Here is a 24,061-nt window from a genome sequence, read left to right on the forward strand (position 1 = left end):
CGGGGCTATTTCGCGAGGGCGCGCAGGAGCTTGGGTTTGGCGGCCTTCTTCCAGATCGGCGCGAGGGCGCGGTACGCCTCGGCGGCCTCGTGGCGTTCCTCGGCGAGCAGCAGGCCGAGGGTGAAGGTGTCGGCCGCCGACAGGTTCGCCCTGGTGGCGAGCTGGGTGAGCTGTTGCTGGGCGACCAGCGCGTCCTGGCGGCGGCCGAAGGCGTCCTGCAGTCGTTCGCCATGCTTGGCGAGCCTCGCGGCGGGCTTGCCGAGCACGTCGGAGGCGGCTTCGGCGGTGTAGCGGGCGCGTTTGGCCGCCTTACGGGTGGCGTGCAGGGCCTGGTCACGCTCCGCGCCCAGCGGCAGGCGCTCGGCCTTGGCGTATTTGGCCAGGACCTTGCGCCAGCTCCTGGCCACCAGGGCCGCGGGCCGGCGGTTCGCCTTACCGAGGAAGGGCGGGTCGGCGATGAGATCGTCGACGGCGGCCAGGAGGGCGAAGTAACGCGGTGTCCGCAGCGTCTTCTTGAGTGCCCGCCTGGCCTTGTGCTCGCGCGCGGCCAGCACGGCAGGCCATTCCGCCTCCCGGGGGCCGCCGGCGGGCTGGTCGGCGAGGCGGCGGGCGAACCGGCCGGTGAGCACTTCGAGATCGCGCACCGTGCCCAGCTCGGCGGCCAGCCACTTCAGCTCCGCGTCGAGCGGGCCGATCCGGTCGCCGTCCAGCAGCAGCGCGTGGGTGCGCAGGAGGCTGCGGATGCGCCGCAGGGCCACGCGCATGGCGTGCACCGAGTCGTCGTCGTGGTCGGCCAGGCGTACCAGCGGGTCGTTGGCGAGCAACTGCTCGCGTTGGCGCCGCACGTACGCGATCAGGACCGCTCTGGCGCTCCGGCCGTCCTTGCGGTCGCCTTCCGGGGGCAGGTCGGCGCCCAGTACGCGCGCCAGCTTGGAGCCGGACGGAGACGGCGCCAGCCCGGCGTCACGCAGCCTGCTCTCGACGGCGTCGAGTACGCCCATCGGGCCGTCGACCAGCTCGACCTCGATCTCGCGCCACGAGACGGGCGGCCGGTCGGCGTTCTGGCGGCGGCCCTCCACCACGTCGTCGCTGACCTCGGCCAGCACCCGGCCCTCCTGGTCGCGCAGCTTGCGTGTCGTGCGGGTGGTCCGCAGGGTGGCGACCGGGACGAGGTCGCGCCCACGCAGATGGGCGGCGACGAGGTCGGTCAGCCGGGCGGGCACCTGATGCACACCGGCACCCAGCGGCGCGTGCACCTCCCGCTTGGCACCCTTGGCCACCGGCAACTTGAGATGCCACCCGGCGTCCTGGCCGCCCCGGCGGCGGCGCAGGGTGATGCCGTGGGCGGCGAGCGTCAGGGCCGGAGTGTCGACGTAGTCGGCCACCAGCCGCCACGTCTCCGGCTCGTCCACCGTGACCTTGCCGTCCGGGCCGGTGAAGTCCTCGATCGCGATCTCGGCGGGGCCTTTTACATCGTACTTGCGTTCGATCTCCACAACGTTTCCTCAACTCTCCGAAACACCCACTACCCCGGCGAGTCCCACAAAACGTGCAAGAAGCCCCTTCCTCGGGCCTCATCCACGACGGACCGTCTTGTTCCACTCCTCCGGATCTCTCCGCTGGGATCTCCGTCGTGACGGGCCGTCTTCTGCCGTTCGCTCTGAGGGGATCCTTCGCCTTGGGCGTCTGTCGTGACGGACCGTCTTGTTCCGCTCCTCCGGCTCCCTCCACGGGGACCTCTGTGGCGACGGACCGTCTTCTTACGCTGCCGGAGGAGGATCCCCCGATCGGGCCCCGGCCGCGAGGGACCGCCTTCTTCTCTCCCCCGCAGGGGGTCTCTCCAGAAGGACCCCAGCCGCCACGGACCGTCACTGGGACCGAGGCGGTCGCGTGACGTCGCACCAAGGGGTTTGGTGAAAAACCATTTGAACGAGTGAGTACTCGCTCATTAGGATCGTCCGCATGACGAAGAGGCGAAGGGTGCCGGCCATGGCGCCAGAAGAGCGTCGGGCCACACTCATCGCTGCCACGCTGCCCCTGCTGCGCGAGTTCGGCACCGCGGTTAGCACTCGCCAGATCGCCGAGGCCGCCGGCGTGGCCGAGGGGACGATCTTCGGGGTCTTCCCCGACAAGGCCTCGCTGGTGCGGGCGGCGCTGATGAGCGCGTTCGACCCGAAGCCGGCGGTGGCCGCGCTGACCGGCATCGGCACGACGACCGAGCTGCGCGCGCGGCTGCGCGAGGCGGTCACGATGCTGCGGGCCGGAATGAACGCCAACGCCAACCTCATCGCCCGGCCCAAGGAGCTGATGGTCGACGACGTCGAGTTCCGCGAGCGGATGCTGGACAGCCGGCGTCAGATACTGGGCGCGGTCACCGCTCTGCTCGAGCCCGACCGCGACCGGCTGCGCCGCTCTCCCGAGGCCACGGCACAGCTGCTCCTCATGTTGGTCGCGGTGAGCGCGCATCGCGGTTTCGGCCATGGCGGCGAGTTCGGCGACATGGACGACGCGGAGATCGTCTCCGTTCTGCTCGACGGGCTGCTTCTGCGGCCTTCCCCCACTCCTTCGACAGAAAGCACTTCTTGATGCTGCTCCGTCTCTTGCGGGCACAGCTCAGGCCGTACGGGAAAGAGATCACGCTCGTCGTCCTCTTCCAGTTCGTGCAGACGCTGGCCACGCTCTATCTCCCCACCCTCAACGCCGACATCATCGACAACGGCGTCGTCAAGGGTGACACCGGATACATCGCACGCGTCGGGCTGGTGATGCTCGGGGTGACGCTCATCCAGATCATCTGCTCGGTCGTGGCCGTCTACTACGGCGCCCAGACCTCGATGGCCCTGGGCCGGGACTTACGAGCCGCGATCTTCCACCGGGTCCAGGACTTCTCCGCCCAGGAGGTCAACCGGTTCGGCCCGCCGTCCCTGATCACCCGGACCACCAACGATGTGCAGCAGATCCAGCTGCTCGTGCTGATGACGTTCACGATGATGGTGGCGGCGCCGATCATGTGCGTCGGCGGGATCGTGCTGGCGCTGCGCCACGACGTGGCGCTGTCGTCGCTGCTGCTCATCGTGCTGCCCGTGCTGCTCGTCATCGTCGGCGTGATCGTGATGCGCATGCGTCCGCTCTTCCGCACGATGCAGGAGCGCATCGACCGGATCAACCAGGTGCTGCGCGAGCAGATCACCGGCATCCGGGTCATCAGGGCCTTCGTCCGCGACCGGCACGAGCGTGAGCGGTTCGCGGTGGCCAACGACCAGCTGACCGACGTGTCGCTGCGGGTCGGGCGGCTGATGGCGCTGATGTTCCCCACGGTCATGCTGGTGGTGAACGTGTCGAGCGTCGCCGTGGTGTGGTTCGGCGGCCATCGCATCGCCGACGGGAGCATGCAGGTGGGCGCGCTGACCGCGGTCATCTCCTACCTGATGCAGATCCTCATGTCGGTGATGATGGCGATGTTCATGTTCATGATGATCCCTCGGGCCGAGGTCTGCGCCGAGCGCATCGAGGAGGTCCTCGACACCGAGCCGACCGTCCACCCGCCGGCGACCCCCGTCGCCTCGGAGAGCCATCTCGGTGAGCTGGAGCTGCGGTCGGTGGACTTCCGCTATCCGGGCGCCGACGAGCCGGTGCTGTGCGACGTGAGCTTCGCGGCGCGGCCGGGCCGTACCACCGCGATCATCGGAAGTACGGGCAGCGGCAAGACGACGCTGCTCAACCTCATCCCGCGCCTGTTCGACGCGACCGCCGGCGAGGTGCTGGTCGACGGCGTCAGCGTACGAGACCTCGACCCGGCCGTGCTCTCCCGGGCGGTCGGCCTGGTCCCGCAGTCGCCGTACCTCTTCTCCGGCACGATCGCCTCCAACCTGCGCTACGGCAGGCCGGACGCGACCGACGAGGAGCTGTGGCAGGCCCTCGACGTGGCGCAGGCCCGCGAGTTCGTCGAGGCGATGCCCGAGGGCCTGGACGAGCCGATCGCCCAGGGCGGCACGAACGTCTCCGGCGGCCAGCGCCAACGCCTGGCCATCGCCAGGACGCTGGTGCACCGGCCCGAGATCTACCTGTTCGACGACTCCTTCTCCGCCCTGGACTACGCCACCGACGCCCGGCTGCGCGCCGCGCTGGCCGAGGAGATCACCGACGCCACGATCGTCATCGTGGCCCAGCGGGTCAACACGATCCGCGACGCCGACCGCATCCTCGTGCTCGACGACGGCCGCGTGGTCGGCAGCGGCGACCACGCCGAGCTGATGGAGACCTGCCCGACCTATCGGGAGATCGTGCTGTCTCAGCTCACCGAACAGGAGGCCGCGGCATGACCGAACTCATCGACTCGCACAGCACCTTGGTCATGCGACCGAGCGTTGTGCGACCGAGCGTTGTGCGATCAAGCGTTGTGCGATCAAGCGTTATGCGATCAAGCGTTGTGCGATCAAGCGTTATGCGATCAAGGAAGGAGGGTTCATGACCACCCCGACGCCCGCGCGCCGCCCCGCGCCCGCTTTCGGGCCGGGCCGGATGATGTCCGGGCCGGCCGAGAAGGCGCACGACTTCGGCGGTTCGTTCCGCCGCCTGCTGCGGCTGCTGCACCCCGAGCGCGCGATGCTGGCCGTCATCCTGGCTTTAGGCGCGGTCAGCGTGGCGCTGACCGTGACGGGTCCCAAGATCCTCGGCCACGCCACGGACCTGATCTTCTCGGGCATCATCGGCGCCCAGCTGCCCGCCGGGATCACCAAGGAGCAGGCCGTCGCGGGGCTGCGCGCCAGGGGCCAGGGCACATTCGCCGACATGGTGTCGGCGATGAGCGTGGTGCCCGGCCAGGGCATCGACTTCACCGCGCTGGCCCAGGTGCTGAGCTGGGTGCTGGCGCTCTACCTGGTGGCGGCGCTGCTCGGGATCGTGCAGTTCCGGCTGACCACGATCGTCGTGCAGCGGGCGGCGTCCCGGCTGCGTGGGCAGATCGAGGCCAAGCTGGCACGGCTGCCGCTGAGCTACTTCGACGGCCAGCCGCGCGGCGAGATCCTCAGCCGCGCCACCAACGACACCGACAACATCGCGCAGACGCTGCAGCAGACGATGAGCCAGCTCATCTCGTCGGTGCTGACGGTCGTGGGCGTGCTGGTGATGATGTTCTGGATCTCGCCGATCCTGGCGATCATCGCGCTGGTCACGGTGCCGCTGTCGGTCTACGTCACCACGGTCATCGGAAAGCGGTCGCAGCCGCAGTTCATCAAGCAGTGGTCCTCGACGGGCAAGCTCAACGGCCACATCGAGGAGATGTTCGGGGGGCACACGCTGGTCAAGGTGTTCGGCAGGCAGAAGGAGGTCGCCGAGACCTTCGACGAGCACAACCAGGCCCTGTTCAACTCCAGCTTCCGGGCCCAGTTCATCTCCGGGCTCATCCAGCCGGCGATGATGTTCATCGGCAACCTCAACTACGTGCTGGTCGCCGTGGTGGGCGGGTTCAACGTGGCCTCGGGCTCGATCTCGCTGGGCAACGTGCAGGCCTTCATCCAATACTCCAGGCAGTTCAGCCAGCCGCTGACCCAGGTGGCCGGCATGGCGACCCTGGTGCAATCGGGTGTCGCCTCGGCCGAGCGGGTCTTCGAGCTGCTGGATGCTCCGGAGCAGTCCGCGGAGCCCGCCAAGCCCGCGCGGCCCGAGCAGGTCAGGGGCCGTGTGGCGTTCGAGAACGTGTCCTTCCGCTACGATCCGGACCGGCCGCTGATCGAGAACCTGTCGCTCACCGTCGAACCCGGCCAGACCGTGGCCATCGTCGGCCCCACGGGAGCGGGCAAGACGACGCTGGTCAACCTCATCATGCGCTTCTACGAGGTGACCGGCGGCCGTATCACGCTCGACGGCGTCGACATCGCGGAGATGTCCAGGGAAGAGCTGCGCGCCAACATGGGCATGGTGCTGCAGGACACCTGGCTGTTCGGCGGCACGATCGCGGAGAACATCGGCTACGGGGCGGAAGGCGCCACGCGCGAGCGGATCGAGGCCGCCGCGGAGGCCGCCCACGTCGACCGCATCGCGCACACGCTGCCCGACGGCTACGACACGGTGATCGACGAGGAGGGCGCGACGGTCAGCGCCGGCGAGACCCAGCTGATCACGATCGCCCGCGCGTTCCTGTCCGAGCCGGCGATCCTGATCCTGGACGAGGCCACCAGCTCGGTCGACACCCGGACCGAGGTGCTCATCCAGCGGGCGATGAGCTCGCTGCGCGAAGGGCGTACCAGCTTCGTGATCGCCCACCGGCTGTCCACGATCCGCGACGCCAGCCTGATCCTGGTCATGGAGAACGGGCGGATCGTCGAACAGGGCACGCACGAGTCGCTGCTGGCCGCGGACGGCGCCTACGCCCGCCTGTACCTGGCCCAGTTCGGCCGGGCGGTCGCGGAGGTGGACTAGCCGTCGAGGACCGGCGACTCCTGTGTGGTGCTTGGTGATCGATGCCGGGTGCCTGATGATGTTCGGGAGTCGCCGGATCTTGACGGGAGCCACGCATGCGGATCGGTGTCGTCTTTCCTCAGACCGAGCTCGGCGCCGACGTGGGCGCCGTACGGGCCTACGGACAGCGGGTCGAGGAGCTCGGGTTCCGGCATGTGCTGGCCTATGACCACGTCGTAGGCGCCGATCCGGCGGTCCACCAGGGCTGGGGCGGCCCCTACGACGTTCGGACCACCTTCCACGAGCCCATGGTCCTGTTCGGCTACCTCGCCGCGCTGACCTCGCTGGAGCTCGTCACGGGCATCATCATCCTGCCCCAGCGGCAGACCGCCCTGGTGGCCAAGCAGGCCGCGGAGGTCGACCTGCTCACCAGCGGCCGGTTCCGGCTGGGCGTGGGACTGGGCTGGAACCAGGTGGAGTACGAAGCCCTCGGCCAGGACTTCAGCACCCGAGGCAAGCGCATCGACGAGCAGGTCGCGTTGCTGCGCCGGTTGTGGACCGAGCCGTCGCTCACCTTCGAGGGCACCTTCGACCGGGTGACCGGCGCGGGGCTGGCGCCCCTGCCCGTGCAGCGGCCGATCCCCGTCTGGTTCGGCGCGCAGTCGCCTCCGGCGTACCGCCGCGCCGGACGCCTGGCCGACGGGTGGTTCCCGCAGATGTCCCCGGGACCGAAGCTCGACGAGGCCAAGGCCATGGTCGCGGAGGCCGCCACACAGGCGGGCCGCGACCCCGCCACGCTCGGCATGGAAGGCCGGGTCAGCTGGACGGGCGACGCGGAGGAACTACGCGAGGCCGCCCGGCAGTGGCAGGAGTCCGGAGCCACTCATGTCGCCATCAACACCATGCGGGCGGGACTTCGCTCGGTCGACGAGCACCTCGCCGCACTGGAGGCGGCCGCCGACGCGCTCGAGGTCCGGAAGGCCGATTAGCCCGGGTCCGCCCGCTCCCACACTCTCGTGCCTCCTCCCACTATTCAGCGTTGCTACATACCAGTAGTCGGTGCTACTTTGTACCGGTAGTAATCAACGCTAAGTAGTTGCGAGGTGCGGCTATGGCCCCGATGAACGACACCCGATCGAACCGGATGGTTGAGCGGCTGCTGGGCGAGCGCCACTCCCTGCCGCTGTCCATCGTGCTCCACCTCGTCCCCGGAGTTTTGATCGTCGCCGTCTAGCTGCTCGTCACCGGACCGCTCGTCAAAGCCGTCGGCTATCCGCCGTTCCTGGGCTGGGCGCTAGCCATGTGCGTGGCTCTGGCGCCGGTCCAGCTCGGCCTGCTGCTGTGGCTGGGCCGCCGGCGCAACGGCCGATTATCGCTGCGCGGAGTGGTGGGCTACCTGGACAAGCCGATGCCACGCGGGAAGCTGGTCGCCATCGTCGCCGCCTTGATCGCGCAGATGGTGGTGCTGTCGTTCGCGTTGATACCGGTGGACAACTTCATCTACCAGTGGCTGTTCACGTGGGTCCCATTCGAAGGCGCCGGTAGCGTCACCGGATACTTCACCGGGTACTCACGCACCGCCGTCATCGTCTCGCTGGCGTCGTGCATTCCGCTGACCGGACTGGCGTTCCCGGTCATCGAAGAGCTCTACTTCCGCGGCTTCCTGATGCCCCGCCTCTCCTGGCTGGGCAGATGGACACCGTTGGTCAACGCCGCTCTGTTCTCGCTGTACCACTTCTGGGCGCCCTGGGGGGTTCTGTCCAGAGTGGTCTTCATGCTCCCGGGGGTTTGGCTCGTCTGGCGCAAGAAGGATCTGCGGCTGTCGATCGGGATGCACCCCGGCACCACTTTGCTCACGTCGACGGGCGGTGTCATCGCCCTGCTGCTGAACCTCGTACCGTTTTGACCTCCTCCCCGGCCTGAGGGCCGGGGGTTCTCCCGTCGCGTCGCGGTTAAGCGGCGTGCGGGGGTTGACGCTTCGCAGACCGGGTGAGCCTGAGGTCTCCACGTCCTGACACCGCAAGCCCTGCGGCGTTGTTGATGTTGATCGCGGCGTTGGTGTCGGCATGGCCGACCCACCCGCACACGGGATTAACGCAGGCCAACACGGTGCCGTTGCGGCTGGCCGGGTCGCGGTGCCCGCACCGGTGGCAGGTCTGTGAGGTACCCGGCGCGGGAACCTTCACGACCTGCCCGCCCCGCTCAGCGCTCTTGTATGCGAGCAGGGTGACGGTCCGGCCCCACGCCTGGCCGCTGATCGACCGGTTGCGGCCCGCTTTTTGGGCGACGTTCTTGCCAGGGGCCTCGACCGTGCCCTTGGCGGATTTGGCCATGTTGAGGATGGCGGGTTTCTCCACCTTGATCACAGCGAAGGTGTCGGCGAGTTCGGTGGTGGTCTGGTGCTGCCAGTCGACGGCTCCGCGCTTGGCTTTCGCGCGGAGCCGGGCGATCTGGTCGTAGGTGCGCTGTTCGCGTCCCGAGGGGCGGGTCTTCTTGGGCCGGGCCGCGCGCTGACGGGCCGACTTCTTCTCCAGGCGGCGTAGGTGTCCGGCCTCGCGGTCGGTGAGCCAGGGGCCGTGCTCGCGCATGGTCCCATCGGACAGGGCCAACGCGACCGTGATGCCCCGGTCGATCCCGACCTGCCCGCCCTGGTGCGGGGCAGCGGGTTGGACCAGAGTTTCGGTGCGGAACACGATGCTCCACCCGAACGCGTCCTTGACCAGGCGGGCTCTGGTCACCTTCCCCGCGGGGGAGGTCTTTCCGACGCCGGGCAGGTCTTTGGTCCACTGGAACCGGGCCCGGCCCACCATCGGGAGGGTGAGCTGTCCCCACGTGGCCGACAGGCGGACGATCCGCATGTTGCGGACCTGCGGCACGTCGACCGCCAATCGAGGCCGGTTCTTCTTGGACTTGAAGGTGGGCCGCTTGGCAGGGTGGTCGGGGTTGAAGAAGTTCTCCCACGCCTGCCGATTACGTTTTCAGGACGGCCTGGGCGGCCTGGGCGGGCAGGGCCGCCAGGAACGGAAAATCCGTGCGGGCTTGGCGGATCGCCTGATCGGCCTGGGCCAGGGTCGGCTTTCTGCCGGGGAAATGCGTCCAGTAGGCGTGCAGGCAGTTCCCTATGGTGATCGCGGCGGACGCCTGCTCGTCCAGGAGCGCGGACTGGTCGCAGGTCAGCTCCAGGCGGGCTTTATGCCCGCGCTGCCGTTTGACCAACTCCCGCCCGCTCAGGGGTTATGGCCGAATACAGCGACATAAGGACCGGCAGACACTGTGTTTTCCTGCTGCACGCTCACTTGGTTTTCGTGACCAAATTCCGGCACCGGGTGTTCACCGACACCCATCTGACCCGCATGGAAGAGATCATGCGGGACGTGTGCGCGGACTTCGAAACCGGACTGGCCGAGTTCAACGGCGAAGACAACCACGTCCACCTGCTGGTCACCTTCCCGCCCAAGGTCGCCCTGTCCAAGCTGGTCAACTCACTGAAGGGGGTGGCGTCCCGGCGGATGCGCCAAGAGTTCCCCGACCTGGCCGCCCACTACTACCGAGCCAACAAGCTGTGGTCCGGCTCGTACTTCGCGGGGAGCGTGGGGGGCGCTCCGTTGTCGATCGTGCGCCAGTACATCGAGCAGCAAAACCGCCCGGTCTGACCACGACAACGCCGGTCCGCCCGGCGGCGAAACGGCTGTTCCTGCCCCGCTACGCGGGAGAGTCCGCTTCACCCCCGGGCCTGAAGGCCGGAGCACTACGGACAAATCCGGTAGCGCCCGGACCGGGCGAGGGGCGGTCAGGGTGCTCCGCCGGGAGGCGGACGGCCACTCCCCGGACTTCGGCGATCCGCCCATCCGCATGCTCCCGCAGGAGCACTCGTGGATCAGGTCCTCGTTCCACCGGTCGGCCGGCATCGGCCCGGCGTACGGATGGAACGCGATCGTGGATGTCCCAGCGGTTGGCGACTCACCGCGGACGGGTGTCGCCGCGCGGCGTGCGCGCCTACGTCGTCCGGCCCGGCGGCGGCCAGCGTGCGACTCCTTGCGGGCGCCTGAACTCCTAGGCGATCAGCGTCAAGTCCGCGATCGAGTCTCCTGCGTGACCGGCAGCTCTCTTGCGTGACCCGCAACTCTCTTGGGTGACCGGCAACTCTCTTGCGTGACCAGCAACGCGATGTCAGCAGTGGTGCTGACGCCAGCCGTGATCAACCCGGAGTGACAAGAAGCCCCAGACTCTCGGCCATGTGCCGCGAGCTGGGGCTGTAATCCCCGTTTGATCAGGTCGGACCTGATGAAACAGGAGTGTGGTGGACGATACTGGGATTGAACCAGTGACCTCTTCCGTGTCAGGGAAGCGCTCTCCCGCTGAGCTAATCGTCCTTATCGAGTTACTTGAACTCCGAGCGGAAGACGGGATTCGAACCCGCGACCCTCACCTTGGCAAGGTGATGCTCTACCACTGAGCCACTTCCGCGTGTTGCCACACTTAACTTTAGCGGACCCGGGAGGGTCCGCTGTCCAGCTGACCGAGGTGGAGACGGGATTTGAACCCGTGTAGACGGCTTTGCAGGCCGCTGCCTCGCCTCTCGGCCACTCCACCAGGAGATTGAACTCCGAGCGGAAGACGGGATTCGAACCCGCGACCCTCACCTTGGCAAGGTGATGCTCTACCACTGAGCCACTTCCGCGTGTTTCCGGTGATGACCGGCCACGGGAAAACCATATCGCCTTCGGGGAGTGCCCGTGTGCGGTGAGCGGGTGTGGGGGCGAGATTCAGCGGGTCACGTGACGGGTGGAGTTTGGTGGGTTGAGCTCTGGTGGTTATGTGGTGGGAGGAGTTCGGCGAGTCGCATGGGCGGGTGAGGGCCGGTGGGCTACGCGGGCGGGTGGGGTTCGGTGGGTCACGTGGATGGGTGGGGTTCGGTGGGTCACGCGGACGTCCTTGGCCATGACGAACATGACGCGGTGGCCGAACTGGATCTGGTGGTAGCGGTCCTTGCCCGTGACGGTGACGTGGTTGGCCGGGTTGAAGGAGTTCGTCGCGTGGTAGGAGCCGGGCAGCGTGAGGCCGAGCGAGTAGTACTGGCCGGGGTGCATGACGTAGCCGAGCGGGGTTGAGAGCTGGTAGGCGACGGCACCGCGGTAGGCGGACTTTTCGGGGTATGCGCGGCCGTACACCTTGACGTGTTCTCTGCGGGGGGTGACGAGCGGGCCTCGCGCCGGGATCGCGGTGGGGGCGGTGGCGGGGTTGTAGAACCACGCCTTGCTGCCCAGGTACCAGATGGCCGTCCAGTCGCCCTTCCGGGCCGCCACCGCGTACCGCTGGCCGGTCGAGGCGCGGGCGCTGTGGTCGTAGACGCTGTACGTGCTGGGCTTGCCGACGCGTTTGCCGATGTCGTCCACGAGGGGGGCGTCCTCGCGCGGCTCTGTTCGCAGAAAGACCGCTGAGGCGCCGTGCGGGGGGCAGGGCCCGGTGGTTTTTGCTGATTTGGTGGTTTTGGCGGATTTACCCGGCGCGGTGGGCTTGGTGGACTTGGCAGGTTCCGTGGGCTTGGACGACTTGGCTGGTTCGGTGGGGTTAGCAGGCGCTGCGGGCTCGGTGTCCTCGGCGTCCTGGGTGTCCCCGGTGGTCTCGGTGGGGGTGGTGGGCTTGGCGGTGCAGCCGGTGAAATGCGGTTGGTTGGTGCCATACGTGGGGCGGATGATGATCGACGTGCCCTTCTTGGCCTTTCTGAGTGGGCTGCCCATCAGGTCGAAATAGTGTGCCCAGTCCCAGTACGGTCCCGGGTCCTCGTGCATGGACGGGAGCGTTTCGGGGCTCGGGCCCGGGACGTTGTCGTGGCCGAGGATGTGGGCGCGGTCGAGGGGGATGTGGTGTTTGGCGGCCAGATATTTCACCAGTTTGGCTGACGAACGGTACATCGCCTCCGTGTACCAGGTGCCGCCGCTGGCCAGGTAGCCCTCGTGTTCGATGCCGATCGAGCGGGAGTTGATATCCCAGTTGCCCGCATGCCAGGCGATGTCCTTTGTGCGTACATGCTGGGCGACATGTCCGTCGCTGGAGCGGATCGTGTAGTGCCAGCTCACGTATTCCGGGTCGTTCACCATCGACGGGACGCCTGCGTAGGTGCCCTCGGTGTCGTGGATCACGATGTAGTCGATGCGTCTCGGCTCGTTCAGGGTGTCGTGGTTGCCGTAGTCGCCCTTGCCGGTGCGTTTGTAGGCGGCGGGCATCCACTCGCAGGCCAGCGAGGCGGGGCATTCGACGTCCGCCGCGTTTGTGTGTGGGTTTGTCTGCGGGGCCGAGAGTGTTGGATGGCTGGTGTCGGTTCCGGGTTTCGGCGGTTGGTCTTCTGGCGCCGCAGGTTGTGCCTGATGGGCCACAGGTTGTGCCACGTGGGGCTGGGGTTGTGCCACGTCGGTCGTGGCCGGGGTCAGGGCCGGGGCCGGGGCTGGTGTCGAGGTCGGGGCCGGGGTCGGCGTCGGGGTTAGGAATGGGGCTGGGAGCGGGAGTGGGGGCGGGTAGTTGGCGTCGGTGATTTCGGATGACGCCGAGGAGCCTCCAGCTGTCTTCGGTGGGCGGAGGGAGGGGATGGCCGTCAGTCGTACGGACTGGCCGTCGTCGGTGCGGTGGGCGGCGCCCGCGCGGATCACCGCGAACACCTCGTCGGCGAAGGCGCGGGCCGCGTTCGGGTCGTGCGCGCCCGAGTAGCGGGCGACCGCGTCGTACCAGTCGGCGGGGTTCGCGCTGGAGCGTCGCTGGTAGGACGCCAGCAGGGCGGCACCGCCACGGATGTTGGCGGCGGGATCGGCGCGCAGCCGCGCGGGCGCCAGCCCGGTGAGGCGCTCCGCGAGCCGCAGCGTCGCCTCCCGCGCGGCGGACACCCCGTCATGCACGCTTCCAGGTATGCCCGACGCCTCCACAAGGTGCCTGCCTCCAGGCTTGGCCAGCGCGTCCATGAGGTGGCTGTCTCCAGGCGCGCCCGGCGTGTCTACGAGGTGGCTGCTTCCAGGCTCTGCCGGTGCGTCCACGAGGTGGGTGTCTCCAGCTACGGCAGGCGGATTCATGACCTGCCTGCCGCCACTTTTGGCCGGTGTGTCCACGAGGTGCATGGGGCCGTAGCCGCCGGCCACGCTGGGTGCTCCGCTGTTCGCGTTCCATCTGGACTCCAGGTACGACACGCCCAGCAGCACGCTCTCCGGCACCCCGAACTCCCGCGCCGCCGCCGTGAAGTCGCCCTGGCGGCTCACGTCAGCCCGATGCCCCACGCCGCCCATGTCCGGCAGGTCCGGTAGCTCGGGCAGTCCGGGCATGGCGACGGTGGACGCGGTGAGACCGACGACGACCCACAGCAACATGAGGACCCCCACACGGCGAAACAGAACGCGACGGTGAAAACACCGAGCGTAACCATGTCGCCGAAAGAGATGGGTCAGGCGGGGCGGATGACGCGGACGAGGTCTGCGAGGTCGGCGGCGAATTCCGCGTCAAGGTCGGCCGGCGCGTCGAGGTAGGGCATCAGTCGCTGATGGGCAGGGAAGTCGCCCCGGGCCCGGCGTGACCGGACGTCATGACCGGCCGCCGAGAAGCGCCCGTTCGCCTCGGACGTCGCGAAGCCGAGCACGAACGTACTGACCATGCGCTCGATCCGCGGCACCTCGGCGTCGGGCACCCCCGCGTCGATCAGTGCCTGGTAGATCCAGTCCACCACCCGCACCGCGTCGGGCGTGACCGAAGGCCGGGCGAACAGCAGCGGGAAGACGCTGGGATGCTCCCGGGCCAGCCTCCTGGTGGCCCAGGCGAACGCGCTCAGCCGCTGGTCCCACGACTCTCCAGGCAGGCCCTCCGGGAGGGTCGTGAGCAGGCGCCCGACGAGCCCGTCCAGCAACTCATCCTTGTTGCGGAAATATCCGTAAAGGGCCATGGGCGTCAGGCCGATGCGTTCGGCGACCGCTCGCATGGTCAGGGCGTCGAGTCCGCGTTCGTCGGCGATCGCGAGGGCGGCGTCGAGGATCTCCGGTTGCCGCTCGGTCTTGAGTTTCCGCACCGTCTCAGTCTACGGTGTAGAGCAGTCTACAAGGTAGACCGGGAAGGGGTGGGAGGCATGCTCAAGGCGACGGGACTCGTCAAGCGCTTCAATGAGGTGGCCGCGCTGGACGGTTTCTGCCTGGAGGTGGTGCCGGGAGAGGTCGCGGGGCTGGTCGGGCACAACGGCGCCGGCAAGACGACCTTCTTCGAGATCGCCTCGGGTCTCATCACTCCCGAGTCGGGAAATGTGGTGATCGACGGCCAAGTGGGTGTCGCGCCGCAGCAGCTCGCGCTCTACCCGAGCGTCACCGTCCGCGAGACCCTGCGTTTCTTCGGCGGCCTGGCCGGGCTCCGCCGCCAGGCGCTCAAGCAGGCCATCGACCGGATCGCCGAGGAGATGCTGCTGACGAACGAGCTGGACCGGCGGGTGAGCGTCCTGTCCGGCGGTCAGCAGCGCCGCACCCAGGCCGCCACCGCGCTGGTCGCCGACCCCGCCGTCCTGCTGCTCGACGAGCCGACCGTGGGCGCCGACCCCGAGACGCGAGCCGCCCTTCTCGCGGCCGTCCGCCGCCGGGCCGAGAACGGCGCCACGGTCGTGTACGCCACCCACTACCTGCCCGAACTGACCGAGTTGGCCGCCACGATCGCGGTCGCCAAGAGCGGCAGGGTGATCGCCAGAGGCACCGGCGAGGAGTTGCTCAAGGGCCTGCCGGGTGAGGTGCGGGTGGTTCTCGACAACGACGAGGAGCTGGCCGTCACCACGGCCGACCCGACGGCGACGCTCGCCGAGTTGCTGCGTGGCCTGGACCGGCCGGTACGCGGCATCGACATCCGGCAGCCGTCGCTCGATGACCTCTACAAGGAGTTGTCCCATGTCGCGTGATGCGGGGACCGTGATGGTTTCCCGGGTGTTTGGTCACACGACCGTCTTGATCTTTGTGACGGGCCGTCGTGGCTGAGGTCCCCGGGGAGAAGCCCCCCTTCGGGGGGCAGGTGCTTGAGGTCTCGGGGGAGGGATGGCCTTTCGGGGGGATGGTGATTGAGGTTTCGGGGGAGGGAACCCCCCTTCGGGGGAGGGGCGAAAACGGTCCGGGGAGGCGAAGGCGGCCCGTCGTGGCTGGGGTCCATCGGGGGGAAGGGCGAAAACGGTCCGTTGTGGCAGGGGTTTGTCTGGCGATTCCCCCTTCGGGGAGAGGAAAGAACGGAGTCGGCCCATGTCGCGTGACTCGCTCCATCGCATCGCGGTGCTGGTCGGGCACAACGTGCTGCTGCGCAGGCGCGACCCCGCTCACCTGGTCAGCTACCTGGTGATGCCGATGGTGCTCATGCTGGTCTTCAAGTCCATGCTCGGCCGGCCCGCGCAGGTGGTGACCGGGCTGCTGGTGATGTTCTCGGTGCTGTCCATGGCCGATGTGGCGACCGCCGTGCTGACCGAGCGCGTCTGGCACACCTGGGACCGGATCAGGGCGACTCGGGCGCGCATGCCTGAGCTGATCATCGGCAAGACCCTGCCGGTCTTCGCCATTCTGGCCGTCCAGCAGGTCGTTCTGCTGGTCTACGGCGTCTTCGCGGTGGGCATGCGGCCCACGGGGCCGCTCTGGCCGCTCGGGCTGGCCGTCGCCGCGTGGTGCTTCGCCCTCCTCGGTGTGGGTACGGCGCTCGCCGCGGTGGTACGGAGCCATGGCGAGCTCAGCACGCTCTGCAACATCGGCGCCCTGTCGGTCAGCGCGCTGGGCGGGGCGCTGGTGCCGTACGCGCTGATGCCGTCATGGGCGCAGACCATCGCGCCCGCCTCCCCGGGCTACTGGGCGACGACCATGCTGCAGGCCGCCGTGCGCGGTGACGTGGCCGCCACGGTGGGTCCCGCGGCCGTCCTCATCGCCCTCGGTGCGGCGGCCGGAGCCTTCGCCTGCCGCCGTCTCGGTAAGGGATGGGGTCGGTCGGCCGTGCTTTAGCTAATATCCTGCCCGATTTCGGGCAGAATATTAGCGTGTCGCATCCCAGCTGCGTAGTGTCCTCGTCTGTGTCCCTGGCACGGCATCCCTACGAAGACCTCGTCGCCCACCTCGTCAGGACCAGTGGTCTGGGTCCCGGTGAGGCGGCGCGCGTGGTGGCCGACGTGCTGTCGTACTTCTCCGAGCCGGTCGAGGACTTCGTACGGCGGCGTCACGGGGAGCTGAAGTCTCGCGGTCTGACCAACGACGAGATCTTCCCCAGGGTCGCCGCGGAACTGCGCGGGCGCCGGGTGGTGCCGCCGGAGCTGTCGCTCCGGCAACTGCGCAGGATCGTGTACGGATAAAAGCGGACAAAAGCTAAGAAAAGCTCCAAAAGCAGAGGAGAGCGTCGTATGTGCGGAATCGTGGCCTATGTCGGGTCGAAGGATGCGGCGCCCATCCTGCTGGAGGGGCTGCAACGGCTGGAGTACCGAGGCTATGACTCGGCCGGCGTCGTCGTGTCCAACAAGGGGCTCAAGGTACGCAAGGTCAAAGGCCGGGTCGCCGACCTGGCGAAGGTCGTACCCCCCAGGTTCAAGGGCGCCCTCGGCATCGGTCACACGCGGTGGGCCACGCACGGCGTGCCCAGCGACGTCAACGCGCACCCGCACCTGTCGTCCGACGAGCGGATCGCGGTCGTGCACAACGGCATCATCGAGAACGCCGACGAACTGCGCGCCAAGCTGACCGCCGACGGAGCGGAGTTCGTCTCCGAGACCGACACCGAGGTGCTCGCGCACCTGATCGCCCGCACGGTCGAGGAGACCGACACGCTGGAGGAGGCCGTACGCAAGGCGCTCAAGAGCATCGTCGGCACGTACGGCATCGCGGTCGTCGACAGTGAGCGCCCCGGCGAGGTGGTCGTGGCCCGCAACGGCAGCCCGATCGTGCTCGGCATCGGCGAGAAGGAGATGTTCGCCGCCTCCGACGTGGCCGCGCTCGTCCGCTACACCCGCCAGGTCGTGCACCTGGAGGACGGCGAGCTGGCCGTGCTCAAGGCCGACGGGTTCCACACCTTCGCCAGCGACGCGCGCGAGACCGCCAAGGAGCCGCTGACCGTCGACTGGGACGCTGGGCACTACGACACCGGCGGCTACGAGCACTACCTGCTCAAGGAGATCTCCGAGCAGCCCGACACGGTCTCGCGCACCATGAGCGGCCGCCTCGACGAGCGCTTCCACATCGCGCACCTGGGCGGCCTGAACATGGACGCCCGCGAGACCCGCTCCTTCCGCCGGGTGAAGATCATCGGCTGCGGCTCGGCCTACTACTCCGGCCAGATCGGCGCGCAGCTCATCGAGGAGCTGGCCCGTATCCCGGCCGACGCCGAGCCGGCCAGCGAGTTCCGCTACCGCAACCCGGTCGTCGACCCCGACACGCTCTACGTCGCGATCAGCCAGTCGGGCGAGACCTACGACACGCTCGCGGCCGTACAGGAGCTCAAGCGCAAGGGTGGCCGGGTCATCGGCATCGTCAACGCGGTCGGCAGCGCCATCGCCCGCGAGGTCGACGGCGGCGTCTACCTGCACGCCGGGCCCGAGGTCTCGGTCGCCTCGACCAAGGCGTTCACCTCGACGTCGCTGGCGTTCGCGCTGCTCGCGCTGCACTTCGGCCGGGTGCACGACCTCTCGCCCGCCGACGGCCGCCGCGTCTGCGAGGGCCTGCGCAGGCTGCCCGGCCAGATCGAGGAGATCCTGACGCAGGGCGACAAGATCGCCGAGCTGGCGAAGAAGTACGCGAACTACCCGAGCATGATGTTCGTCGGCCGGGTCCGCGGTTATCCCGTGGCCCGCGAAGGCGCGCAGAAGCTCAAGGAGATCTCGTACGTCCACGCCGAGGCCTATCCGGCCAGCGAGCTCAAGCACGGGCCGCTCGCCCTCATCGGCCCGGAGATGCCGACGGTGGCGATCGTCCCCGACGACGAACTGCTCGACAAGAACCTCACCACCCTCGGCGAGATCCGCGCCCGCGGCGGCAAGGTGCTCATGGTGGGCCACCGCGAGCCCGACGCCAAGCTGGCCGACGACGTCATCGTGGTGCCGAAGAACGAGATCGAGCTGGACCCGATCCTGCTCACGATCCCGCTGCAGCTGCTGGCCTACCACGCCGCCGTGGCGCTCGAGCGCGATGTGGATAAGCCACGCAATTTGGCTAAGAGCGTTACAGTCGAGTAACTGCTACGACACGGCGGCCACAATAGGCACATAGCCCGTGATAAGCGGACCGGCAGGACTTAAGATCGAAACTGTGCCCGAGTTTCATGGTCAGACGCCAAATCTCGCACGAATGTACGATTACATGCTCGGCGGCACAGACAACTACGCCGTCGACCGCGAGGCGATCGACCGGCTTGCGGCGCTGATCCCGCAAGCCGTCCTGCTGGCGCGTGCCAACCGGGCCTTCCTCCAGCGCGCGGTCCGCCACCTGGCGGACGCGGGCGTGCGCCAGTTCCTCGATCTGGGCAGCGGGCTGCCGACCCAGGGCAACGTGCACGAGGTGGCGCCGGAGGCGAAAGTCGTCTACGTCGATCGCGACCCGGTCGTCGCCACCCACGCCAGGGCGCTGCTGGAGGAGGCGGGCCGGGCCGTCTTCGTCCAGGCCGATCTGCTCGACCCCGACGAGGTGCTGGCGCAGGCGGCCCGCTTCCTGGACCTGAACGAGCCGGTGGGCGTGCTGCTGGTCTCGATCCTGCACTTCATCCCGGACGCCCGCGACCCGGGCAAGATGGTGACCAGGCTGCGCGAGGCGGTGGCGCCCGGCAGCTACCTGGTGCTCACCCACGCGACCTCGCGGGGACGGTTCGACGAGGGCGCCACGCCGCTCCACCGGCCCACCTCGGCCGGGGCCGGTACCGACCGGACTCCAAGGGAGATTCGGGCGTTCTTCGGGGACTTCGAGCTGGTCGAGCCGGGCCTGGTGCACGCCCCCGACTGGCGTCCCGACCGGCCCAGGCTGGTCAGCGAGCCCTCGCTGCCGTCGTACCTGCTCGTCGGTGTGGGCGAGAAAACTTCATAGTTCTTCCCGACTTTTCGTGATCCCTCATAATGACGACCCAGATGTGTAACAGTGCGTTAAGCGTCAGTGACCTGGGGTAGTTATGGGGTGCGAGGGGGGGACGCCATGCGCCGACGGGGGTTCTTCGCGCTCGGCCTGGCGGTGGCGGCCTGCGCGACAGGATGTGGCACGGAGGGGAGTCTCGGCGGACGCGCCGTCAACGCGGCCGGCCTCTCGGGCCGGTTCGCGATCGTCCCCGGCGCCGGGCGCTGGGCCCGGGTCGCCAAGGCGCTCGTCAAAACCGCCCGCGACGCCGGTTTCCCGGTCTCCGGCACGCCGCCCGTCACCCGGATCACCGTCACCGGGCTGCCCGCGCTGGCCGCGACCGAGCTCAACAACGGGCTGTCGCTGCTCGACACCGCCACGCCGCTGGCCCGGCTCACCGGCCAGATCGAGGTGGTGGTGGTGCCCGCCCACTCCAAGTTCGCCACCTTCGACCAGTTCGGCGCGCAACTGGTCGCCCACCCCGACCGCACGCCGCTGACGGGCGGACCGCAGGGCGAGCCCGACCACCTGCTGTTCGGGCTGATCGCCAAGGGTCTTGGCGCCGACACCCGGCAGGTCGACTACACCGGTTTTCCCGGCAGCGAGGAGGCCGCGGCCGCGCTCCTCGGCGGCAAGGCCGCCGCGGCGACCGGCACGCTCGCGGACTGGCGCCACGCCATCGGCAAGGGCCAGGTCAGGGTGCTGGCCGTCTCCAGCGCGCGCCGGGTGGACGGCGTCGACGCGCCGAGCCTGCTGGAGTGCGGCGTGCGGGTCGACTTCGCCGACTGGTGCGCGGCCGTGGGGCCCGAGGAGATGTCCGACGACGGCAAGGCCGTCGCCATCCGGCTCTGCGACGAGGTCACGGAGTCCGCCGCCTGGCGGGCGGCCTGCCGGGCGGAGGGATGGACCTCGATCCCGCTCAGCGGCGACGACTTCGAACAGTGGCTGGCCTCGGAGATCGGCAGGACCAGGGCCGTGCTCCGCGATCTCGGCATGCTCGATACCGCTGACACAACATGCTGGGGTAGTTGCGCCAAGGGCCACTAGATGTAGGATTCTGCTCGTCGCTGGTTCGCCCCTCGGGGCGGAGCAAAAGGGAACCCGGTGCGATTCCGGGGCTGCCCCGCAGCGGTGAGCGGGAACGACCGCCGTCACGAGCACTGGGCATTTCCGGGAAGCGACGGCCAGTAGGAATTATCGACCATGCCCGCGAGCCCGAAGACCTGCCGGTGACGTTGGGGGAGCCAGCCGGCTCCGCCCATCGAAGTGTCCATGGCCTCGAGGGAGGGCCGGGGGCGTCGGCGGCCATGGAGTCCAGGGCCGCCGTGCTCTCACGCGCCCTCACGGGGATGAGCTCGCGAGGAGAGAGCACGTGACGCAGATCATTGAGGCCGATCACCAGCCGGCCACGGTCGATCGGCAGCCGACCACCGTCGACAGGCGGCTGGCGATCGAGGAGGCCGCCGCACGAGTGATCACCGATCCGGCCAACTCCCGGATCGCCGCCCGGCTCCTGGCCGAGGAGATCGCCGACGAGGCGGCCGGGCACGGCGTGCGGACCTTCTCCGAGTCCATCGCCGCCAGCCACGCCGCCGGGCTGCTCCAGGACTCGCTCGCCGCCTTCGTCGGCGCGCACGCCGCCGAGCTCGACGCGCTCGTCTCCGGCGAGGCGGACGACCGCTTCGAGTATTTCGGCTTGCGTACGGTCTACGACCGCTACCTGCTGCGGCACCCGCAGTCGCGGACGGTGCTCGAACGGCCGCAGCACTTCCTGCTCCGCGTGGCCTGCGGGCTGTCGGAGACGGTCGCCGAGGCCGCCGAGCTGTACGGTCTCATGTCCACGCTGTCGTACCTGCCGAGCTCGCCGACGCTGTTCAACTCCGGTTCGCGCCGCCCGCAGCTGTCGTCGTGCTTCCTGCTCGACTCGCCGCGTGACGAGCTGGAGTCGATCTACGACCGCTACGGGCAGGTGGCCAGGCTGTCGAAGTACGCCGGGGGCATCGGCATCGCTTGGACCCGGGTGCGCTCGCGCGGATCCCTCATCAAGGGCACCAACGGGCACTCCAACGGCATCGTGCCCTGGCTGCGTACGCTCGACTCCTCCGTCGCCGCCGTCAACCAGGGCGGGCGCCGCAAGGGCGCGGCCTGCGTCTACCTGGAGACCTGGCACGCCGACGTCGAGGAGTTCCTGGAACTGCGCGACAACACCGGCGAGGAGGCCCGGCGTACGCACAACCTCAACCTGGCCAACTGGGTGCCGGACGAGTTCATGCGGCGGGTGGAGGCCGACGAGGTCTGGTCGCTGTTCGACCCCAAGGAGGTCCCCGACCTCACCGACCTGTACGGGGAGGCGTTCACCCGCGCCTACCGCGCCTACGAGGCCGACGGCCGCTACACCCGGCAGCTGCCCGCCCGGACCCTCTACGGCCGGATGATGCGCACCCTCGCCCAGACCGGCAACGGCTGGATGACGTTCAAGGACGCCGCCAACCGCACCTCCAACCAGACGGCCCGGCCCGAGAACGTCATCCACCTGTCCAACCTGTGCACCGAGATCCTCGAGGTCACCAGCGACGGCGAGACGGCGGTGTGCAACCTCGGCTCGATCAACCTCGCCGCCCACCTGACCGGCGAGGGCGTCGACTGGGCCCGGCTGCGCACGACCGTCCGTACGGCGGTGCGCTTCCTGGACCGGACCATCGACCTGGGCTTCTACCCGACCGCCGAGGCGGAGGCGGCCAACAAGCGCTGGCGGCCGATCGGGCTCGGCGTGATGGGCCTGGCCGACGTCTTCTTCGCGCTCCGGCTGCCGTTCGACTCGCCCGAGGCGCTGGGGCTGTCGACCCGCGTCGCCGAGGAGATCGCCCTGGCCGCCTACGACACCTCCGCCGACCTGGCCGTCGAGCGCGGCCGGCATCCGTCGTACGAGGAGACCAGGGCGGCCGGCGGCGTCCTGCACCCCGACCACTACGACGCCGCCGCGTCGCCGCGCTGGGCCGAGCTGCACGCGAAGATCGCCACGACCGGGCTGCGCAACTCGCTGATGGTCGCCATCGCCCCGACCGCGACCATCGCCTCCATCGCCGGGTGCTACGAGTGCATCGAGCCGCAGGTGTCCAACGTGTTCAAGCGCGAGACGCTGTCGGGGGAGTTCCTCCAGGTCAACCGCTACCTGGTGGCCGACCTCCAGGCTCGCGGGCTGTGGACGCAGCGGATGCGTGACGACATCAAGCGGGCGGACGGCTCGGTCCAGGACATCGCGGGCATCCCCGATGACCTCAAGACCTTGTACCGCACGGCCTGGGAGCTGCCGCAGAAGGCGCTCATCGACCTGGCCGCGGCCCGTCAGCCGTACATCGACCAGTCGCAGTCGCTCAACCTGTTCATGGCCAGCCCGACGATCGGCAAGCTGTCGTCGATGTACGCCTATGCCTGGAAGCAAGGCCTGAAGACCACCTACTACCTGCGCTCGCGCCCGGCCACCCGGATCGCCCAGACGACGATCGCCCAGAGCACGATCGCGCTCGACGCCGTCGCCTGCTCCCTGGAGAACCCGGAAACCTGCGAAGCCTGCCAGTAGTAGCCCCCTCGAACGGAGACCCCCAAATGCTGCTCGACCCCGGCATGGACCTGACCCTGCGTCCCATGCGTTACCCGGACTTCTATGAGCGCTATCGCGCCGCGATCCGCAACACCTGGACCGTCGAGGAGGTGGACCTGCACTCCGACCTCGCCGACCTGGCCAGGATGACGCCGCAGGAGCGCCACCTGATCAACCGGCTGGTCGCCTTCTTCGCCACCGGCGACTCCATCGTGGCCAACAACCTCGTGCTCAACCTCTATCAGCACGTCAACGCCCCCGAAGCGCGCCTGTACCTCAGCAGGCAGCTGTTCGAGGAGGCCGTGCACGTGCAGTTCTACCTGACGCTGCTCGACACGTACCTGCCTGACCTGGAGGAACGGGTCAAGGCGTTCGCCGCCGTCGAGCACATTCCGTCCATCAGGGACAAGGCGGAGTTCTGCTTCCGGTGGATCGACTCGATCAACGGCCTGCGGCGGCTGGAGAACGCGGACGAGCGGCGGCAGTTCCTGCTCAACCTGATCTGCTTCGCCGCCTGCATCGAAGGGCTCTTCTTCTACGGAGCGTTCGCCTACGTATACTGGTTCCGGTCTCGGGGCCTGCTCGGCGGGCTGGCCACCGGCACCAACTGGGTGTTCCGCGACGAGTCCATGCACATGGAGTTCGCCTTCAGCGTCGTCGACACCGTGCGGGCCGAGGAGCCCGAGCTGTTCGACGACAAGCTGGGGGAGCAGGTCACCCGCATGATCGAGGAGGCCGTCGCCGCCGAGTTGGCCTTCGCCCGCGATCTGTGCGGCGACGGCATGCCCGGCATGAGCGTCGAGCAGATGCGCGACTACCTTCAATATGTCGCCGACCAGCGGCTGGCTCGGCTCGGGCTGCCGCAGAGATACGGCACGGCCAACCCGTTCGGGTTCATGGAGCTGCAGGACGTCCAGGAACTCGCCAACTTCTTCGAACGGCGTGTCTCCGCATACCAAGTGGCTGTTGAGGGCAATGTGACATTTGACGAGACCTTTTAGGACAT

At 68.6% G+C, this 24,061-nt stretch carries 18 protein-coding genes, 4 tRNA genes, 1 pseudogene and 1 riboswitch; of the genes and pseudogenes, 14 read left to right on the forward strand and 9 right to left on the reverse strand.

The window, feature by feature from the left end; genetic code table 11:
• Positions 1-5: 5 nt before the first annotated feature.
• The gene (locus ACQP2T_RS21465; protein ID WP_433517884.1) at positions 6-1,496 is read right to left on the reverse strand and encodes a CHAD domain-containing protein; all 1,491 of its coding nucleotides are present in this window, start codon (positions 1,494-1,496) and stop codon (positions 6-8) included.
• 466 nt (positions 1,497-1,962) lie between these two features.
• On the opposite strand from ACQP2T_RS21465, the gene ACQP2T_RS21470 reads away from it, so the two are divergent.
• From ACQP2T_RS21470 to ACQP2T_RS21490, 5 genes are all read left to right on the forward strand, one after another.
• Positions 1,963-2,586, forward strand: a complete 624-nt coding sequence (locus ACQP2T_RS21470; protein ID WP_433517885.1) for a TetR/AcrR family transcriptional regulator — start codon at positions 1,963-1,965, stop codon at positions 2,584-2,586.
• Positions 2,586-4,322, forward strand: coding sequence for an ABC transporter ATP-binding protein (locus ACQP2T_RS21475; RefSeq protein ID WP_433517886.1), 1,737 nt, complete (start codon positions 2,586-2,588; stop codon positions 4,320-4,322). Before ACQP2T_RS21470 ends, ACQP2T_RS21475 begins: the two co-directional genes overlap by 1 nt.
• Before the next feature lie 145 nt (positions 4,323-4,467).
• Positions 4,468-6,420: an ABC transporter ATP-binding protein gene (locus ACQP2T_RS21480; RefSeq protein ID WP_433517887.1), complete on the forward strand. Its 1,953-nt coding sequence runs from the start codon at positions 4,468-4,470 to the stop codon at positions 6,418-6,420.
• A 95-nt stretch (positions 6,421-6,515) separates the two neighbouring features.
• A complete protein-coding gene (locus ACQP2T_RS21485) occupies positions 6,516-7,388 on the forward strand; it encodes an LLM class F420-dependent oxidoreductase (protein ID WP_433517888.1) in 873 nt (290 codons plus the stop codon).
• 311 nt (positions 7,389-7,699) lie between these two features.
• Positions 7,700-8,305, forward strand: a complete 606-nt coding sequence (locus ACQP2T_RS21490) for a lysostaphin resistance A-like protein (protein ID WP_433517889.1) — start codon at positions 7,700-7,702, stop codon at positions 8,303-8,305.
• A 46-nt stretch (positions 8,306-8,351) separates the two neighbouring features.
• On the opposite strand, the pseudogene ACQP2T_RS21495 reads toward ACQP2T_RS21490, so the two are convergent.
• Positions 8,352-9,317, reverse strand: a pseudogene (locus ACQP2T_RS21495) (RNA-guided endonuclease InsQ/TnpB family protein); the annotation flags it as partial.
• Between the two features lie 52 nt (positions 9,318-9,369).
• On the reverse strand, positions 9,370-9,615 hold the full coding sequence (locus tag ACQP2T_RS21500; RefSeq protein WP_433517890.1) for a hypothetical protein: 246 nt from the start codon (positions 9,613-9,615) through the stop codon (positions 9,370-9,372).
• 20 nt (positions 9,616-9,635) lie between these two features.
• On the opposite strand from ACQP2T_RS21500, the gene tnpA reads away from it, so the two are divergent.
• Complete coding sequence (gene tnpA / locus ACQP2T_RS21505) at positions 9,636-10,052, forward strand: IS200/IS605 family transposase (protein WP_433517891.1); 417 nt, start codon at positions 9,636-9,638, stop codon at positions 10,050-10,052.
• 645 nt (positions 10,053-10,697) lie between these two features.
• Here the strand turns inward: tnpA and ACQP2T_RS21510 are convergent.
• The 6 genes from ACQP2T_RS21510 to ACQP2T_RS21535 all read right to left on the reverse strand — a co-directional run bounded on the left by ACQP2T_RS21510 (position 10,698) and on the right by ACQP2T_RS21535 (position 14,440).
• Positions 10,698-10,772 (reverse strand) — tRNA-Val (locus ACQP2T_RS21510).
• Positions 10,773-10,794: 22 nt separating this feature from the next.
• Positions 10,795-10,866: transfer RNA gene (locus ACQP2T_RS21515), tRNA-Gly, on the reverse strand.
• Positions 10,867-10,921: 55 nt separating this feature from the next.
• A tRNA-Cys gene (locus ACQP2T_RS21520) sits at positions 10,922-10,992 on the reverse strand.
• Between the two features lie 16 nt (positions 10,993-11,008).
• Positions 11,009-11,080 (reverse strand) — tRNA-Gly (locus ACQP2T_RS21525).
• A gap of 133 nt (positions 11,081-11,213) precedes the next feature.
• On the reverse strand, positions 11,214-13,751 hold the full coding sequence (locus ACQP2T_RS21530) for an N-acetylmuramoyl-L-alanine amidase (RefSeq protein ID WP_433517892.1): 2,538 nt from the start codon (positions 13,749-13,751) through the stop codon (positions 11,214-11,216).
• A 74-nt stretch (positions 13,752-13,825) separates the two neighbouring features.
• Positions 13,826-14,440 carry a TetR/AcrR family transcriptional regulator gene (locus ACQP2T_RS21535; protein WP_433517893.1) on the reverse strand — a complete coding sequence of 205 codons (615 nt, stop codon included), beginning with the start codon at positions 14,438-14,440 and terminating at the stop codon, positions 13,826-13,828.
• Positions 14,441-14,497: 57 nt separating this feature from the next.
• Here ACQP2T_RS21535 and ACQP2T_RS21540 point away from each other — a divergent pair, with 57 nt between their 5' ends.
• From ACQP2T_RS21540 to ACQP2T_RS21575, 8 genes are all read left to right on the forward strand, one after another.
• A complete protein-coding gene (locus ACQP2T_RS21540; protein WP_433517894.1) occupies positions 14,498-15,304 on the forward strand; it encodes an ABC transporter ATP-binding protein in 807 nt (268 codons plus the stop codon).
• A 331-nt stretch (positions 15,305-15,635) separates the two neighbouring features.
• The gene (locus ACQP2T_RS21545) at positions 15,636-16,376 is read left to right on the forward strand and encodes an ABC transporter permease (RefSeq protein WP_433517895.1); all 741 of its coding nucleotides are present in this window, start codon (positions 15,636-15,638) and stop codon (positions 16,374-16,376) included.
• Positions 16,377-16,444: 68 nt separating this feature from the next.
• Positions 16,445-16,720, forward strand: a complete 276-nt coding sequence (locus ACQP2T_RS21550) for a hypothetical protein (protein ID WP_433517896.1) — start codon at positions 16,445-16,447, stop codon at positions 16,718-16,720.
• 48 nt (positions 16,721-16,768) lie between these two features.
• Entirely contained in the window at positions 16,769-18,589 is a 1,821-nt protein-coding gene (gene glmS / locus ACQP2T_RS21555; protein ID WP_433517897.1) for a glutamine--fructose-6-phosphate transaminase (isomerizing), read from the forward strand.
• Positions 18,590-18,701: 112 nt separating this feature from the next.
• Entirely contained in the window at positions 18,702-19,430 is a 729-nt protein-coding gene (locus tag ACQP2T_RS21560) for an SAM-dependent methyltransferase (RefSeq protein WP_433517898.1), read from the forward strand.
• A gap of 105 nt (positions 19,431-19,535) precedes the next feature.
• Positions 19,536-20,501 (forward strand): tripartite tricarboxylate transporter substrate-binding protein, encoded by a 966-nt coding sequence (locus ACQP2T_RS21565; RefSeq protein ID WP_433517899.1) that lies wholly within the window; start codon positions 19,536-19,538, stop codon positions 20,499-20,501.
• Between the two features lie 4 nt (positions 20,502-20,505).
• Positions 20,506-20,699: riboswitch (cobalamin riboswitch) on the forward strand.
• 127 nt (positions 20,700-20,826) lie between these two features.
• Entirely contained in the window at positions 20,827-23,034 is a 2,208-nt protein-coding gene (locus ACQP2T_RS21570) for a ribonucleoside-diphosphate reductase subunit alpha (protein WP_433517900.1), read from the forward strand.
• 26 nt (positions 23,035-23,060) lie between these two features.
• Complete coding sequence (locus tag ACQP2T_RS21575; RefSeq protein WP_433517901.1) at positions 23,061-24,056, forward strand: ribonucleotide-diphosphate reductase subunit beta; 996 nt, start codon at positions 23,061-23,063, stop codon at positions 24,054-24,056.
• Positions 24,057-24,061 lie beyond the last annotated feature (5 nt).

The organism is Nonomuraea sp. CA-143628, assembly GCF_050942315.1.
Classification (GTDB): Bacteria; Actinomycetota; Actinomycetes; order Streptosporangiales; family Streptosporangiaceae; genus Nonomuraea.

Coding starts and splice junctions, on each gene's coding strand:
- ACQP2T_RS21470 (WP_433517885.1), top strand. CDS start 1,963: ATGACGAAGAGGCGAAGGGTGCCGGCCATGGCGCCAGAAGAGCGTCGG.
- ACQP2T_RS21475 (WP_433517886.1), top strand. CDS start 2,586: ATGCTGCTCCGTCTCTTGCGGGCACAGCTCAGGCCGTACGGGAAAGAG.
- ACQP2T_RS21480 (WP_433517887.1), top strand. CDS start 4,468: ATGACCACCCCGACGCCCGCGCGCCGCCCCGCGCCCGCTTTCGGGCCG.
- ACQP2T_RS21485 (WP_433517888.1), top strand. CDS start 6,516: ATGCGGATCGGTGTCGTCTTTCCTCAGACCGAGCTCGGCGCCGACGTG.
- ACQP2T_RS21490 (WP_433517889.1), top strand. CDS start 7,700: ATGTGCGTGGCTCTGGCGCCGGTCCAGCTCGGCCTGCTGCTGTGGCTG.
- tnpA (WP_433517891.1), top strand. CDS start 9,636: ATGGCCGAATACAGCGACATAAGGACCGGCAGACACTGTGTTTTCCTG.
- ACQP2T_RS21530 (WP_433517892.1), bottom strand. CDS start 13,751: ATGTTGCTGTGGGTCGTCGTCGGTCTCACCGCGTCCACCGTCGCCATG.
- ACQP2T_RS21540 (WP_433517894.1), top strand. CDS start 14,498: ATGCTCAAGGCGACGGGACTCGTCAAGCGCTTCAATGAGGTGGCCGCG.
- ACQP2T_RS21545 (WP_433517895.1), top strand. CDS start 15,636: ATGTCGCGTGACTCGCTCCATCGCATCGCGGTGCTGGTCGGGCACAAC.
- glmS (WP_433517897.1), top strand. CDS start 16,769: ATGTGCGGAATCGTGGCCTATGTCGGGTCGAAGGATGCGGCGCCCATC.
- ACQP2T_RS21560 (WP_433517898.1), top strand. CDS start 18,702: ATGTACGATTACATGCTCGGCGGCACAGACAACTACGCCGTCGACCGC.
- ACQP2T_RS21565 (WP_433517899.1), top strand. CDS start 19,536: ATGCGCCGACGGGGGTTCTTCGCGCTCGGCCTGGCGGTGGCGGCCTGC.
- ACQP2T_RS21575 (WP_433517901.1), top strand. CDS start 23,061: ATGCTGCTCGACCCCGGCATGGACCTGACCCTGCGTCCCATGCGTTAC.